This is a genomic window from Arthrobacter sp. SDR-2R (assembly GCF_057747955.1).
Genome location: NZ_CM173231.1, coordinates 3,309,812 through 3,324,213, shown reverse-complemented (window position 1 = coordinate 3,324,213; position 14,402 = coordinate 3,309,812). Strand labels below are relative to the sequence as shown.

The 14,402-nt window shown below is 68.0% G+C and carries 15 protein-coding genes; 10 read left to right on the top strand and 5 right to left on the bottom strand.

What is annotated here, in order from left to right:
- Positions 1 to 112 precede the first annotated feature (112 nt).
- Both AC3ANU_RS15345 and AC3ANU_RS15340 read left to right on the top strand, forming a co-directional pair.
- The gene (locus AC3ANU_RS15345) at positions 113 to 1,456 is read left to right on the top strand and encodes a M16 family metallopeptidase (RefSeq protein WP_488314816.1); all 1,344 of its coding nucleotides are present in this window, start codon (positions 113 to 115) and stop codon (positions 1,454 to 1,456) included.
- A gap of 63 nt (positions 1,457 to 1,519) precedes the next feature.
- Positions 1,520 to 2,062, top strand: coding sequence for a DUF1579 family protein (locus tag AC3ANU_RS15340; RefSeq protein WP_488314815.1), 543 nt, complete (start codon positions 1,520 to 1,522; stop codon positions 2,060 to 2,062).
- An 8-nt stretch (positions 2,063 to 2,070) separates the two neighbouring features.
- On the opposite strand, the gene AC3ANU_RS15335 is transcribed toward AC3ANU_RS15340, so the two are convergent.
- Positions 2,071 to 2,352 carry a hypothetical protein gene (locus AC3ANU_RS15335; RefSeq protein ID WP_018772255.1) on the bottom strand — a complete coding sequence of 94 codons (282 nt, stop codon included), beginning with the start codon at positions 2,350 to 2,352 and terminating at the stop codon, positions 2,071 to 2,073.
- Positions 2,353 to 2,697: 345 nt separating this feature from the next.
- Here AC3ANU_RS15335 and AC3ANU_RS15330 point away from each other — a divergent pair, with 345 nt between their 5' ends.
- Positions 2,698 to 3,615 (top strand): helix-turn-helix transcriptional regulator, encoded by a 918-nt coding sequence (locus AC3ANU_RS15330; protein WP_223994641.1) that lies wholly within the window; start codon positions 2,698 to 2,700, stop codon positions 3,613 to 3,615.
- Positions 3,616 to 3,671: 56 nt separating this feature from the next.
- Here AC3ANU_RS15330 and AC3ANU_RS15325 read toward each other — a convergent pair whose 3' ends face one another.
- The 3 genes from AC3ANU_RS15325 to moaA form a co-directional block, all read right to left on the bottom strand.
- Positions 3,672 to 5,504 (bottom strand): HNH endonuclease signature motif containing protein, encoded by a 1,833-nt coding sequence (locus tag AC3ANU_RS15325; protein ID WP_223994643.1) that lies wholly within the window; start codon positions 5,502 to 5,504, stop codon positions 3,672 to 3,674.
- Between the two features lie 97 nt (positions 5,505 to 5,601).
- Positions 5,602 to 5,868: a MoaD/ThiS family protein gene (locus AC3ANU_RS15320; protein ID WP_488314814.1), complete on the bottom strand. Its 267-nt coding sequence runs from the start codon at positions 5,866 to 5,868 to the stop codon at positions 5,602 to 5,604.
- 5 nt (positions 5,869 to 5,873) lie between these two features.
- Positions 5,874 to 7,001, bottom strand: coding sequence for a GTP 3',8-cyclase MoaA (gene moaA, locus AC3ANU_RS15315; RefSeq protein ID WP_488314813.1), 1,128 nt, complete (start codon positions 6,999 to 7,001; stop codon positions 5,874 to 5,876).
- 265 nt (positions 7,002 to 7,266) lie between these two features.
- Between moaA and AC3ANU_RS15310 the strand changes: the two genes are divergently transcribed.
- From AC3ANU_RS15310 to AC3ANU_RS15280, 7 genes are all read left to right on the top strand, one after another.
- Positions 7,267 to 8,850: a molybdopterin-dependent oxidoreductase gene (locus AC3ANU_RS15310; protein WP_488315980.1), complete on the top strand. Its 1,584-nt coding sequence runs from the start codon at positions 7,267 to 7,269 to the stop codon at positions 8,848 to 8,850.
- A 53-nt stretch (positions 8,851 to 8,903) separates the two neighbouring features.
- Complete coding sequence (locus AC3ANU_RS15305; RefSeq protein ID WP_018771610.1) at positions 8,904 to 10,211, top strand: molybdopterin molybdotransferase MoeA; 1,308 nt, start codon at positions 8,904 to 8,906, stop codon at positions 10,209 to 10,211.
- Positions 10,199 to 10,690, top strand: coding sequence for a cyclic pyranopterin monophosphate synthase MoaC (gene moaC, locus AC3ANU_RS15300; RefSeq protein WP_026266123.1), 492 nt, complete (start codon positions 10,199 to 10,201; stop codon positions 10,688 to 10,690). The genes AC3ANU_RS15305 and moaC overlap by 13 nt, the downstream gene beginning before the upstream one ends.
- Positions 10,687 to 11,217, top strand: a complete 531-nt coding sequence (locus AC3ANU_RS15295) for a MogA/MoaB family molybdenum cofactor biosynthesis protein (RefSeq protein WP_223994645.1) — start codon at positions 10,687 to 10,689, stop codon at positions 11,215 to 11,217. The genes moaC and AC3ANU_RS15295 overlap by 4 nt, the downstream gene beginning before the upstream one ends.
- A complete protein-coding gene (locus AC3ANU_RS15290; RefSeq protein WP_018771607.1) occupies positions 11,207 to 11,698 on the top strand; it encodes a molybdenum cofactor biosynthesis protein MoaE in 492 nt (163 codons plus the stop codon). Before AC3ANU_RS15295 ends, AC3ANU_RS15290 begins: the two co-directional genes overlap by 11 nt.
- Before the next feature lie 130 nt (positions 11,699 to 11,828).
- Positions 11,829 to 12,599: a 4-hydroxy-tetrahydrodipicolinate reductase gene (gene dapB, locus AC3ANU_RS15285; protein ID WP_223994647.1), complete on the top strand. Its 771-nt coding sequence runs from the start codon at positions 11,829 to 11,831 to the stop codon at positions 12,597 to 12,599.
- Between the two features lie 3 nt (positions 12,600 to 12,602).
- On the top strand, positions 12,603 to 13,076 hold the full coding sequence (locus AC3ANU_RS15280; RefSeq protein WP_018771605.1) for a hypothetical protein: 474 nt from the start codon (positions 12,603 to 12,605) through the stop codon (positions 13,074 to 13,076).
- A 19-nt stretch (positions 13,077 to 13,095) separates the two neighbouring features.
- Here the strand turns inward: AC3ANU_RS15280 and AC3ANU_RS15275 are convergent, their stop codons facing one another.
- Positions 13,096 to 14,331 (bottom strand): heparan-alpha-glucosaminide N-acetyltransferase domain-containing protein, encoded by a 1,236-nt coding sequence (locus AC3ANU_RS15275; RefSeq protein ID WP_488314812.1) that lies wholly within the window; start codon positions 14,329 to 14,331, stop codon positions 13,096 to 13,098.
- Positions 14,332 to 14,402: the final 71 nt, after the last annotated feature.

Sequence of the window (14,402 nt, the reverse complement as noted above, 5' to 3'; positions counted from 1 at the left end):
CAGCAGGGGCTTCCCGGCATAAGCATGAATCGGCGGGACCGGTGGATGATCCACCGGTCCCGCCGCTGTTACGATGGCAGCCAGATCCGGCTGCCCGTCCTGAAAGGCATCAATGACTGTTGTACCCCTGCCGCTTGAGCAGAACCACGCCGGCGACACCCTGGTCCACGGCTCCGACGGCGGGTCCGAGGTGCGGCGTTCAGTGCTGCCAGGGGGAGTGCGGGTACTGACCGAGGCGATGCCGGGACAGCGGTCTGCCACCATCGGCTTCTGGGTGGGCGTCGGATCCCGTGACGAGGCACCCGGCCAGCACGGGTCCACCCACTTCCTTGAACACCTGCTGTTCAAGGGCACCAAGCGCCGCACGGCCTTGGAGATTGCTTCCGCGTTTGACGAGGTGGGCGGCGAATCGAACGCGGCAACGGCCAAGGAAAGCACCTGCTACTTTGCGCGGGTGCTGGACTCGGACCTTCCCATGGCCATCGACGTCATCGCTGACATGATCACCGGCGCCGTGCTGGATCCTGACGAGATGGAGCAGGAACGGGACGTCATCCTGGAAGAAATTGCCATGGACAGTGATGACCCCACTGATGTGGCGCACGAGCACTTCGTCGCCGCGGTCCTCGGCAGCCATCCGCTGGGACGGCCCATCGGCGGCACTCCCGCCGCCATCAAGGCCGTAGCCCGCGATTCCGTGTGGGAGCACTACCGCAGGTACTACAAGCCGGAAGAGCTGGTCATTACCGCCGCCGGCGGCCTGGACCACGACGTCGTATGCGGACTCGTGGTGGATGCCCTCCAGACCGCGGGCTGGTCGCTTAAGCCGGACGCCGCGCCGGTGCAGCGGCGTTCCACCGAACGTGCCCTGATCACGGGAACGGCGGGCCTGCATGTGGTCAAGCGGGCCGTGGAGCAGGCGAACATCATCATGGGCTGCCCCACGATCGTTGCCACCGATGAACGCCGCTACGTCATGAGTGTCCTGAACGCGGTCCTGGGCGGCGGCATGTCCTCGCGGCTGTTCCAGGAAGTCCGTGAGAAGCGCGGGCTGGTTTACTCCACTTACTCCTTTGCCTCGTCCTACGCCGACGCCGGCTACTTTGGGATGTACGCGGGCTGCACGCCGCCCAAGGTCCGGCAGGTGCTGGACCTGCTGGCTGTGGAGCTCGACAAGCTCGCGGAACACGGGATTTCAGACGACGAACTGCGCAAGGCCGTGGGACAACTGGGCGGCGGAATCGTCCTGGCACTGGAGGACACCGGCTCCCGGATGTCCCGGCTGGGCCGCGCCGAACTGGTGTCCGGCGAGTACCAGGACATTGACGAAACACTGCGGCTGATCAAAGCCGTCACCACGGAACAGGTCCAGGAACTTGCCGCCGAACTCGCCGCCGCGCCCCGGACCGTCACCGTGGTTGGCCCGTTCGACGAGACCGAAACCTTCGGCCTGTAGCACCCCGCGCCGCGGAGATGCCGCGGAGACGCTGGCGGCCCGGCTCTGCAGAGTCCATCCTGAGTGGGGAGTGATTCTTCAACAGGGGAAGGCGGAACGGTGAACGGGCCAGGAGCGGAGCACGGACATCCGGCGTTAACGAACCTGCTGGGTCACTGGCAGGGCTTTACACACGTGGCTGCCGGTCCCTGGGGGCCGGAACACCGCGTGAGCGCCCAGGTGTCCTACACGCAGGTTGCCGGGGGTCTCGGCGTGGTGCAGAGCTACCGGCACATTGAACCGGACGGCAGCCACTTCGAAGGCCACGGCATCTTCACGATCGATCCGGTCCACGACGACGTGCTGTGGTACTACGTTGACAGCACCGGCGTGCCGCCCGGCAACGCCGCCCGCTGTACCTGGCGCGACGGCGTCCTCCGTGTTGAACGCCGCAATGCCGGAGGCTGGACGCGCCACTCCATCGAGGTGGCGAACGGTGTCCTGACACACGTCACCGAATTGCGTTCGCCCGGGCGGGACGACGGCGGCGACGCGCCGGAGGCCGGTGTGGACGGCGAGGCTTTGTCCTACAGGCCATTCATGCGCTCGGAATTTCACCGCGCCTGAGGCATGGGCTACGATGCCGCCTCGATAATGCGCGTTTTCGGTGCACCGGCGAGGGCAGGGGCGTTGGCGGGCGAACGCCATACCTGTGTTCGAAGGTTCGTGAGCAGCTGCTCTGCCTGGGCCAGGTCCGCGAAGTCGAGTTCCACAACAATGTATTGCGGTTCGCCCACGGGCCGGCCTATCCGGTGCGCGAGAACCCCTGACGCGGACCGGCCCACCGGATCCCGGTCGAATGCCGCCTTCCACGTGCTGAAATCGGTGATGCTGTGTTCGATCTGCAGGGTGAACATCCCAGTCTCCTTACTCGTCCCGCCAGGTTGGAGGACGCTCCACGCTGCTAAAGCTAGACGGTCCGGGCTGCGGCGGGTATCCCAGAATTCTGGGTGGCAGCGCCTCCGGGTTGCCCGGGATGGCCGGAGCATACTTGGAACATGACCAAGGGCTGGGCTGGAAACCGGAGCCAGGAGCGCATCCGACTCCTGGCAGGCTCGGACCTGGATCACCAAGCTCTCCGGACAGCGATTCTGGCAGAAGTGGCCACCATGGTGCCTTTCGATGCATTCGTTTGGCCGTTGTGTGATCCCGTCACGACGGTAGGGATGGCGCCGAGGGCCAGGATTCCCTGCCCTCAGGAATTGCCCACACTTATCCGCCTCAAGTACCTCTCCGGGGCCGGCCGCTGGACCGAGCTGATGCATTCGCCGGTGCCGGCGGCATCCCTCCTGAAGGCAACGCAGGGAGAGCCCTCCCGCAGCCCGGTGTGGAGTGGCGTGTTGCAACGCTATGGGGTCCGCGATGTACTGTCCGTCGTGTTTGCCGACAAGTATGGGTGCTGGGCCTGGCTCGATTTGTGGCGGACGGGCGATTCGGTCCCCTTCACGGATGAGGAAACTGCGTACCTGGGCGAGCCCGCAGCGGCAGTGACCGCCGGCCTGCGGAGGTCCGTGGCCAGGCAGTTTCGGACTCGACTGGAACCGGAACCTGGCCCGGACCCGGCCGCCGGGACAGGAGCCGGGCAGCCCGGATTGCCGGAGCAGGCTGTCCTCACCCTGGACGACGATCTGGCGATAGCTGGCCGAACGGCGTCCGTGGACGACTGGCTGCAGCTGCTTCAGCCTGGTCCGGTCCCTCACGATCATGTGCCTGCTGAGGTGTTGAACGTTGCTGCCCAGCTGGCGGCAAGGGAAGCACTGGTGGACACCCACGCCGCGGAATGCAGGGTGTACGTCGGGGCGGGCCGCTGGGCCTCCCTGCGGGCCAACCGCATGGAGTCGGGAGTGTCCGGACCCACTCCACCGGTGGCCGTGACGATTCAGGCCAGCACGCCTGCCGCGCGGCTTGACATGTTTGCCCGGGCGTTTGGCCTGACACCCCGGCAGGGGGAACTGCTGTGGCTCACTGCAACAGGGGCCGATACGGCAGCCATGGCGGATGCCCAGGGCGTGACACCGTACACGGTCCAGGACCAATTCAAGCAACTCTTCCAGGCTTGCGGAGTCCACAGCCGGGCGTCACTGCTGGCCATTGCCCTGGGAACGGGGGCCCGGGTCTAGCGGTGGGCCGTCGTCTCCTGGAGCCACGCGTTGACGCACATGCCCCTGGGGAAGTCCTACGACAAGAGCACGTCCCAATTCCCCGCCGGGTCTGGCGGCAGGAAGAACGGCATGGCGTAGAAATCGTCCCACAAAGGATCTGTTGGCGGGAGTTGATCCGGCTCAAGCAAGTTCCCGCCAGGCGGCTCCTCGCTTGGCACCTCCAGCCACTCCGGCATGTCAGCCAGCAACTGGCACCATTGCGGCAGCCCAAACGGCAGATCGCGCCGCAATTCAGGCGGTGGTGGTTCCCGTAGCCCCGCTTCGTCCGCTTTCCGGGGTGTGCCCAACCCTCCCGGTGGGTTCAAGACTGCCGGTGGGTCTGGCGCTGCCGGCGGGTTCAAGACTGCCGCTGCGGATTGCCCGGACACGGTGCTGTTCCTCCGCAGAAGCCCTGGCGGCCAGTGGGTTGGTTGGGGGTCTTGGTGTTCGGGGTTGTAGTGGCGGCCTGTGGGTGAGGTCCAGCCGGGTGGTCCGTTGTTGGTGGCGGGGTCGGGGGTCCAGGTGCGGGCGTGCTTCAAGCGGTGATGTTTGGGGCACAGCTGCGCCAGGTTCCGGACGGCTGTTCTGCCGCCGTGTTCCCAGGCGGTGAGGTGGTCGGTGTGGTTGTCGGGGGTGTGGTTGGTGCAGCCGGGGAAGGTGCATTTCCGGTCCCGCATGCGGATCCATTGTTTGATGGTTTCGGGGAGCCGGTAGCGGGTGCGTCCGATCTCCAGGGGTGCCCCGTCGCGGGGGTCGACCAGGACGCGGTAGAACGACTCCGCCCCGTCCGCGACAAGCCTCCGCGCCATCGACGCCGGGATCGGGCCCAGGCCGTCCAGCACCGCCGGCTCATCGGTGAGGCCGAGCAGGGCGAAGACCGGGACGGTGACCAGGACATCGGCCCGCGGGGTGGGGACCTTGCCAACATCACCAGTGCTCCCTGTGCCGGAAACGCTGCCTGCGCCCGTTCCCGCCGTATCACCTGTAGCCCGTGCAGCCCCACCCACAGCAGCCTCGGCCGTGGCCGTGGTGTTTCCTGCGCCGAGGAGGAGTGATGCTGCGATGTCGGGGCGGAGTTGGGTGAGGGTGCGGGGCTCGTCAGGGCCCTGCAGGCCGCGGGCGGTGGCGGTGGTGCGGTTCCAGATGGCGCAGGCGGTGTCGCCGGGGAGGTAGAGCGAGAGCCAGGCCATGCCGTCACGGTCCGGGGTGTATTCCATCCGCCGGTCCGCCACACCTTTGGCGTGGCGTTTTTCGAGGGTTTCGGGGTGGTGGCGTTCCCGCCAGGCGCGGACCTTGGCGCGGAACCGGGCGGGCACCAGTTCACCGGGCGCGGCGCCGCGGGCGGGGTTGGGGGCGTCGGGGTCGAAGAAGTGCGCCACCAAGGCAGCAGCCCCGTCCGGGGTGAGCCCTTCGGTTTCATCGGCGACAATCCTGGCATGCTGCCACGACACGGCACCGGCTGACAGGGCGCCCAGGAGCGGCGGCAGGGAACACACCCGCCGGGATTGTTCCACCAAAGCGCCTGCGGCCGCGGAACTGATGCTCAGGACACCGGCGATCTCCTCCACCGCGGACATCTCCGAAAACATGCGCTCATCCACCGGGGCGTCGGGGGCAAGCAGTGCCTGCTGGAAACCGACGCACTCCACGGCATCACGAGCTTTGACCGCAGCGAGCTGAGCCTCGACCCGGGAGACTGCCTCCAGCCGTTCCAGCCGGAGCTCATACCGCCGCTGCAGCACATCGACATCAGCGCCAACACCGGTCCCGGCGGCAAGGAAATGATCCTCACGGTCCAGCGCATCGAGGGCAGCAACAGAGGCAGAAACACCCTCCAAAACCACCCCAACACCCGTGCCGATTCCCATGGAAACATCATCCAACAGGGGTCTGACATTCAAAGCCACGGCAGCTTTGGCAAGGCCAGGGCGGCTGCTGCCCATTCGCCTGGACGTGCGCGAATACTTACCCGCCGGCGAACGGAGGCAGTACGTCCACCACGTCGTCCGGACCAAGGACCGCCGCCTGGTCCCGTACGGCCACCTCATTGAGCAGGAAGCTGCTGCGGGAAAGAAGCCGGGAAAGGGGCGGGGTCCCGGCAGGGGGTTCAGGGCGGTCCACGGCCAGCACGGCCTCGAGCAGGTCCGCCACGGTGGCGCCCTGGGGAAGGTTGAACTTTTCTTCCTCGAAGCCTGCCGCAGCGCGTGCGGCAGCAAAATAACGTACAAGCATCCCGGTCAGCCCCCGATAGCACTCATGCTGCGGTCCGGCTGGACGAAGTCCGGAGCATCCAGTCCCACGTGGTCCATGCCGTGGGCTTTCGGTTTGATCCACATGGCGTCCTGCCACCGCTGCGCCAGATCATCATCGGTGGCGCCCGCCCGCAGCAGGCCCAGCAGGTCGAACTCCTCGCGGGAGAACAGGCAGCTCATGATCTTGCCCTCGGCGGTGATCCTGGTGCGCCGGCAGTCGGAGCAAAACGGCTCGGTGACGGAGGCGATAATTCCCACGATTCCCAGCACCGGTCCGTCCGCGTCCGCGGAACCTGCCGCCCGCCGTCGTACTTCAAACCGCTCCGCAGGAGCGCCGTCACGTGCGCGGGGATCCGGACTGAGGGCAAAGTCCCGGGACAACAGCCCGCGGATCTCGGCTGCCGTGATCATGTTGCGGCGCGTCCAGCCGTGGTCCGCATCGAGCGGCATCTGTTCGATGAACCGCAGTTCGTACCCGCGCTCCAAGGCCCACGCGAGCAGCTGCGGCGACTCGAGGTCATTGATGCCGCGCATCAGGACGGCGTTCAGTTTCACAGGGCCCAGGCCGGCAGCCCAGGCGGCGTCCACACCCGCCAGGACCTGGTCCAGGAACGGACGCCGGGTCAGCTTGGTGAACGTTTCCTCATGCAGGGAATCCAGCGACACATTGATGCGCGTCAGGCCGGCGTCCTTGAGGGCCGCTGCCTTCTTCGCCAGGCCAACGCCGTTGGTGGTCATGGAGATCGGCAGGTCCGGGTGGTTGGCCCGCAGTGCCGAGATGATCTGGACCAGATCGTGCCGCACCAGCGGCTCACCGCCCGTGAGGCGCAGTTCGCGCACTCCCAGCTGCTCCACGCCTACCTTGACGATCCGCACGATCTCCTCGGCGGACATGACGGCCTGCTTTGCCAGCCATTCCAGGCCCTCCGCCGGCATGCAGTAGGTGCAGCGGAGGTTGCACTTGTCCGTCAGGGACAGCCTCATGTCGGTGGCGCGGCGGCCGTAGCGGTCCGCCAGCCCGGCCGGTGCATCCGCTGGCCGGCGCGCGGGAACGCCTGGCAGCGGCGATGCTGCTTCCTCCCGCGGCTGCGGCATGCCTAGCTGGACAGTCATGAAATCAGGCTACGCCACGTTGAGCCGCCCATCACACCCGTGACCCCGCTGTGAGACGCGGGGCAGGAATCCCGGCGGCACCGGCGCCGGGGACCACCGGCAAACCTATGCTGGTGTTGTGAGGAGTTCCCAGCGCGGGCATGCGGCGTACGACGGCGGCGCCGGCCTTGGGGAGCGGGCGGACAGTCCCTTCCCACGACCGGCAGTCCCGCGCGCCGGAGGTGGTTGGGCCGCGGCTGCCGGGATAGCCGCGGCAGGCGGCGGTATTGCAGCAGGGGAGTTGGCTGCGGGGGTTCTCAGCCCCTCCCTTTCGCCGTTGACGGCCGTTGGCGGCGCCGTGATCGATGCCGTGCCTCCGGGCGTCAAGGACTGGGCGATCTCTGTCTTCGGCACGGCCGACAAGGCAGCGCTCCTGGTGGGAATGGCGTTGGTCATCGCCGCCCTGGCCGCACTGGCCGGAGCGCTCGAGCGCCGCCGCCGGTTCACTGGTGCTGCCGTGATCGGAATCTTTGGACTTGCCGGAGCGGCCGCCGTCCTGATGCGTTCCCAGATGACCCCCCTGTCCCTCGTTCCGCCGCTCCTGGCCGCGGTGGCCGCCGTCGTGCTGTTGCGGTTCCTGCTGCGCAGGCTGCATGCATGGGATGCCGCGATTGCCGGCCAAGCAGCCTCCCATCAAGCAGCCTCCCACCAAGCAGCCTCCCACCAAGCAGCCGCAGATCATCCCGAGGACAGCCTTCCCGCTGCCCCCGGCGAGGCCACACCGGACTCCGCGGCCACCCAATCGCGCCGCAGCTTCTTCCAGGCCCTGGGCATCACCGCAGCGGCCGCTGCGGCAGGGGGAGTACTGGCGGGAATCTGGCGCGGGGCCACCATGGCTGTCAATGAGGCCAGGGCACGCATCACCCTGCCCGCAGCGGCATCGCCGGCAATACCTGTGCCCCCTGCTGCGGAAGCCGGTGTTGCCGGAATGCCGCCGCTGGTGACCCCGAACCGGGATTTCTACCGGATCGACACCGCGCTGTCCGTCCCGGCGGTCAGCCCGGATACCTGGGTCCTCAAGGTAACCGGCATGGTGGCCCGGGAAGTCCTGCTCTCCTTCGCCGACCTAATGGCGAAGCCCCTCACCGAGCGGCACATCACCATTGCCTGCGTCTCCAATGGAGTGGGCGGCGACCTGATCGGCAACGCCCGCTGGCTCGGCTGGCCGGTCCGGGAACTGCTGGCCCTGGCCGTTCCCCAGCCGGGCGCAGACATGGTCCTCTCCCGCAGTGCCGACGGCTGGACCGCCGGGACGCCCCTGGATGTCCTCACCGACAACCGGGACGCCCTGCTTGCCGTGGGCATGAACGGTGAACCGCTCCCGCTGGAGCACGGCTTCCCGGTCCGGTTGGTGGTTCCCGGCCTCTACGGCTATGTCTCGGCCACCAAATGGGTCACCGAGCTCAAGGTCACCCGGTTCGCCGATGACGCCGGATATTGGACCCCGCGCGGCTGGTCCGCGCGCGGCCCCATCAAGACCTCGTCCCGCATCGACGTCCCCCGCAGCGGCCGCCCGGTCAACGCGGGAACAGTTGTCTTCGCCGGCGTTGCCTGGGCCCAGCACACCGGCATCCGGAACGTGGAACTGCGGATCAACCGGGGACCCTGGCGGGAAGCGGAACTGGCCACGGGAATCTCCGCCGACACCTGGTACCAGTGGAAGCTGGCCATGGACCTTGCCCCGGGGCAGTACGAGGTCCAGGTCCGGGCCACCAACCTGGCGGGCGAACCCCAGGACGAAACCGCGCGGCCGCCCGCACCGGACGGCGCCACGGGATTCCACACGGTTAGAGTTGACGTGAAATCCTGACGGCCCAAACCCTGACGGCCCAAACCCTGACGGCCCAGACCAAAGGCGTATCCATGACCAGCCACACCCCGCACGCCCTGGCAGACCACACCCCGGAAGGCCACGTCCACCATGCAGCGGAGGGTTCCCGGTCGGTCGCTGGCCATGCCGCCGCAGTCGTGGAACTCCTGCGGCCGCTCCTGTCAATGGACCGGATGGAAACCCTCCCGCTTAGCCAGGCGCTGGGCCGGGCCCTGGTGGACGATGTGGCCGCGCCACTCAGCCTTCCTCCTTTCGCCAATTCCCAGATGGACGGATACGCCGTCCGTTCCGGTGACCTTCCCGACGGCGGCGGGGACCTGCGCATCATGCCCCCGGTTCCGGCCGGGTCAAGCCCGGAGCCGCTCGAACCGGGAACCGCGGCACCCATCATGACCGGTGCCATGATCCCGGCGGGGGCCGACGCCGTCGTACCCATTGAAAAGGCGGTGCCCGATCACTTCCTGGACCCCGGAAACACAGCGGGGGACGGCAGCGGCGCCACCGTGCGGCTGCCCGGCACCGCGCCGGGAACGTTCGTGCGCTTCCCGGGCAGCGACATCGCAGCGGGGGAGCGGGCGCTGGCCTCGGGGACCTGCCTGGGGCCGGCCCAGTTGGGGCTGCTCGCTGCCTTGGGCCTCCCGGAGGTGGCGGTGTACAAGGCGGTGACCGTCCTGCTCGTCACCACGGGCGACGAAGTGGTGGAACCCGGCCTGCCGCTTCCTCCCGGCAAAATATACGACTCCAACGGAACGCTCCTTGAGGCCGCCATGAAGCAGGCGGGACTCACAGTCCGCCGCACCGGCATCTCCACCGACACTCCGGCGGAACTGCAGGCGCTGCTGCGGACCGAAAGCCCGGGGGCTGACCTGATCGTCACCACCGGCGGGGTCAGCAAGGGAGCCTACGAGGTAGTGCGGCAGGCAATGGCGGACCAGCCGGTCCGCTTCGTGCACGTGGCCATGCAGCCGGGCGGCCCCCAGGGACTGGGAACGTTCGACGGCGTGCCATTCCTTGGGTTTCCCGGCAATCCGGTCAGCTGCCTGGTGTCCTTCGAGATGTTCCTCCGTCCCGCTTTGTCAGCCTTGCTGGGGGCACCGGGCCGGAGGCTGCCGTTGCGCGCCCGCCTTGATCTTGGGGGCCCGGGCCGTCCGCTCACCTCTCCCGGGCACAAGCACCAGGTCCGCCGCGGCAGCCTGCAGCCGGACGGGACCGTGAAGCTGGAGGGCGGCGAGAGTTCGCACCTGATGCACGCACTCGCGGGGTCGAACGTCCTGGTTCATGTCCCTGTGGGTGTAACGGAACTCGCTGACGGCGACGAGGTGGAAGTATGGATGCTGTGAACGCAGAACATACCCCCGCACTGACGCACCTGCGCCAGGACGGCAGCGCCCAGATGGTTGATGTCTCCGCCAAGGCCGAGACCACGCGGGAGGCCACCGCCACCGCCACCGTCCGGACCACCCCCGAGGTGATGCAGCTCCTGGGCTCCGGCGGGCTCCCCAAGGGCGACGCCCTGGCCGTTGCCCGGGTGGCCGGCATCATGGCGGCCAAGAAGACGCCGGACCTGATTCCGCTGTGCCATCCGTTGCCCCTCTCGAAAGTCACCGTTGACTTCGACCTCGGCGCGGCCGCCGTCACCATCAGCTCCACCGTGAAGACCAGGGGCGTCACGGGAGTTGAAATGGAGGCCCTGACGGCTGCCTCCGTGGCAGCCCTCAGCGTTTACGACATGATCAAGGCCGTGGACAAGCATGCCGTCCTGACGGACATCAAGGTGCTGGCCAAGAGCGGCGGCAAGAGCGGAGACTGGGCACTGTGACCGACCCCAACATCCTGGACGTCTCCGAACCCCACCGCCACGGCGACGTGCAGGGGCGGAAGGCCGGCGTCGTTATCGCGTCCACCCGTGCCGCAGCGGGCATCTACGACGACGAAACCGGCCCCGTGATCACCGACTGGCTCACTGAACACGGCTTTGACGTCTTCCCGGCCATGGTGGTTCCCGACGGCGAGCCCGTGGGCGCTGCCATCCGGGCGCTCCTCACCCAGCGTCCCGCCGTCGTCATCACCAGCGGCGGAACCGGCCTCAGCCCGGACGACCGGACACCCGACGTCACCCTGCCCCTGCTGGACCGGGAAATCCCGGGCATCATGGAGGCGATCAGGCGTGCCGGCGCTGTCAAGACTCCGCTGGCGGCCCTGAGCAGGGGCTATGCGGGCGCTGCCGGGCAGACGTTCATTGTGAACCTGCCCGGGTCACCGAAGGGTGTCATGGATGGGCTGAGCGTCCTGGACCCGGTGATCGGACATCTTTGCGACCAGTTGGAAGGCGGACATGGGCACTGAAGCAGCATTCGAGGTAGTGCGGGCAGTCCTGAGCGCGGAGCCCATCTCCGTGGACCAGGCGATTGCCGCGGTGGAAAGCGACACTGCGGGTGCGGTGGTCAGCTTCAGCGGTGTAGTGCGCAACCACGACGGCGGCAAGGCCGTCGAGCGCCTCAGCTACAGTGCGCACCCTACGGCGCACCAGGTGATGGCCGACGTCGTCGCGCGCCTGGTTGCCGAGCAGGACGCCGAGGCCGGTGACGCGGCCGGGGAGACCCCCGCGGGAAAGGCAGCCCAACCCGTCAGGATCTGGGCCGCACACCGGATCGGGATGCTGGAGATCGGGGACCCGGCGCTGGTGTGCGCGGTATCCGCCGCGCACCGCGGACAGGCGTTTGCCGTCTGCTCCGAGCTGGTGGACCGGATCAAGGACCAGGTGCCCATCTGGAAGGAACAGTTCTTTTCGGACGGCACTGTGGAATGGGTCGGCGCCGGCAGCTGATGCCGCGCCGGGGCACGCCGGGCCGCGCCTCCACGCTGCCCGGGCCGGCCGGCGTTGCTCCGCCAAATTGCGAGGTAACGCACGCCGTCCGGTTCCTGCCCCAACCTGTCCCGCCGGTAGGGTTAATCCCATGACCGAACAACACCCCGCCCCCAAACTGGTGGCCGTCCTTGGCGCCAGTGGACGCATGGGCGCCGAGGCCGTTAAGGCCATTGATGCCGCGCCCGACCTGAAGCTCGTCGCAGCCCTGGGACGGGGTGACTCGCTGGAGCAGCTGACGGCCTCCGGTGCCCAGTACCTGGTGGACCTCACAGTCCCAGAAAGCACCGAAGCCAACGTCCGCTTCGCCGTCGAGCATGGGATCCACGCCGTGGTGGGCACCACCGGCTGGGACGCGGGACGCCTGTCCGCGCTGGATTCCCTTTTGGCGGAGCACCCGGAAACGGGCGTACTCATCGCGCCCAACTTTGCCTTGGGCTCTGTGCTGGCTTCGGCGTTCGCCGCGAAGGCGTCAAAGTACTTCGAGTCCGTGGAAATCATCGAGCTCCACCATCCGGACAAGGTGGACGCCCCTTCCGGCACCGCCGTCCGCACCGCAGAGCTCATCGCCGCTGAACGCAAGGCTGCCCAGGTGCCGCCCAGCCCGGATGCCACCACTTCAGAACGCGCGGGTGCACGCGGCTGCGACGTGGACGGCGTCCGCGTCCACAGCGTCCGGCTCCGTGGCCTCGTGGCCCACCAGGAAGTCCTGCTGGGCGGTCCCGGCGAGCAGCTGACCTTCCGCCACGATTCCTTCGACCGCGCGTCGTTCATGCCCGGCGTGCTTCTGGGCGTGCGCAACGTCGCTGCCCACCCCGGGCTGACCGTGGGCCTGGACGGTTACCTGGACCTGGGACTCTAGGCCGTGAACGGGTTCGCAGCCGGTTTCCTTAAGAACCGCACCAAGATCTGGGTGGGAGCGGTGACGCTGCTGCTGGTCTTCTACCTGGTGGTGTCCTTCCAGCGCTCGCTCCTGCTCCTTGCAGACAGCAACCTCACCGCCAAGGCCATCGGGGCCGCCTACCTGGTGCTGCCCATTGTTGGCGCGTGGGCCTTGATCCGCGAACTGATGTTTGGCGCCCGCACCGAGCAGATGGCCAAGGTCCTGGAAGCCGAAGGCGGGCTGCCGGTGGACGAGCTTCCCCGCACGCCCGGTGGCCGGATTGTCCGCGCCGCAGCCGACGCGGAGTTCGAAAAGTACCGGGCCGAAGCCGAGGCCGCTCCTGATGACTGGCGTTCCTGGTTCCGGCTCAGCTGTGCCTATGACGCCGCCGGGGACCGCAAACGCGCGCGGGCTTCCATGCGCGACGCTGTGAAGCTCTTCACCACGGCATCCTAGCCCCTGCTGCCGCAGGGGTTCAGGACAGGGCCTTGAAGCCGCCGCGCCCCACCAGGCTTGCAGTATGGCCCACCCATTCCAGGGGGCCGCGCCACGACATCCCCGCAAACACGATGCCCACGGCGATGGCAGCCGCGGCATGGGCAAAGTACATTCCGTCCTCGGTCCAGCCGGCGGGCAGCGGTTTGAGGTAGAAGCTGGAGACCACCCAGACATGGACGGTGTACAGCGTCAGCGTCATGGCGCCGGGTCCCCGCAGCGGCAGCAGCAGGTCCAGGTCCACCCATTCGGCCAGCCGCCCCAGAAGCAGGCAGGCACCGATGACGGCCGCCGCAACTGCCGAGGTATGCAGCAAATCGAGCGGCGTACCCGAATGCGGTGCGGCCGATGCCAGCCACCACCATGAACCTTCCTGGGGGAGTCCGGCCAGGTTCACCTGGAGTACGCTGCCCAGCGGGTAGCCCGGTGAGTTGAGGACCTTCTCCAGCGCTGCGCGGCCGCCCCAGTCCTCCATGGCCGCGACACCCAGGCTCTTGGCCGCCACGGCCACTACCGTTCCGCCCACCAGCAGCAGCGCGGGGACCAGCGCCTTGGTCAGCACCAGGCGGCCGATGGCCAGCCCCACCAGCAGGTAGGACAGCCACTGCAGCACCGGGTAGTAGCCCGTGAGGAACAGGTCCGCGAGCAGCCGGGACGGCGTTCCGAGGTCCCCCCATGCCGGGTTGTGGCCCAGCCTCAATGGCGGCTCCGGGGCAAGGAGCCAGGGCCGCAGCAGGTAGGCCAGCACCGGGGAGCCCAGGATCCAGCCGGCGGCCCACGCACACAGGCGCTTCACGCCCAGCCCCAGGAAGGGCAGGACGCACAGGAACAGCACGGCGTAGTGGACCAGGATGATGGCCACGTTCACGTCCAGGCCGCCGAGGGTCAGTCCGACGGCGGCAATCACCAGTGCGCGCAGCCCCACCCCGCGGCGGGCCGCGGAGAGTTCGGCGCCCTCCAAGGGCCTGTTTTTTCCCGTGGACAGGGCAAGCCCGACACCCGCCAGCACTGCGAAGAGGGCGGCGGCCCGTCCCGAGAACGTGAGGCCGATCCAAGTTGGTGTGAGGCTTGAGTTCGATTCGAACGTCGGCAGCAGGTGAGTGGCCATCATGCCCAGCAAAGCCAGGCCACGGGCCGCATCGATGCCCCTAAGACGCCCCGGTTGTTGACGGTCTGCGGTCTTCCGGGGCCGGGTGGCCGGGGTGCGGGACGTCATGACCAGATCGTCTCACATGCGTCCGTGGGCTGGCTGCCGCAGGGGGAGACGCGGAGGTGTGGGCTCTTGTA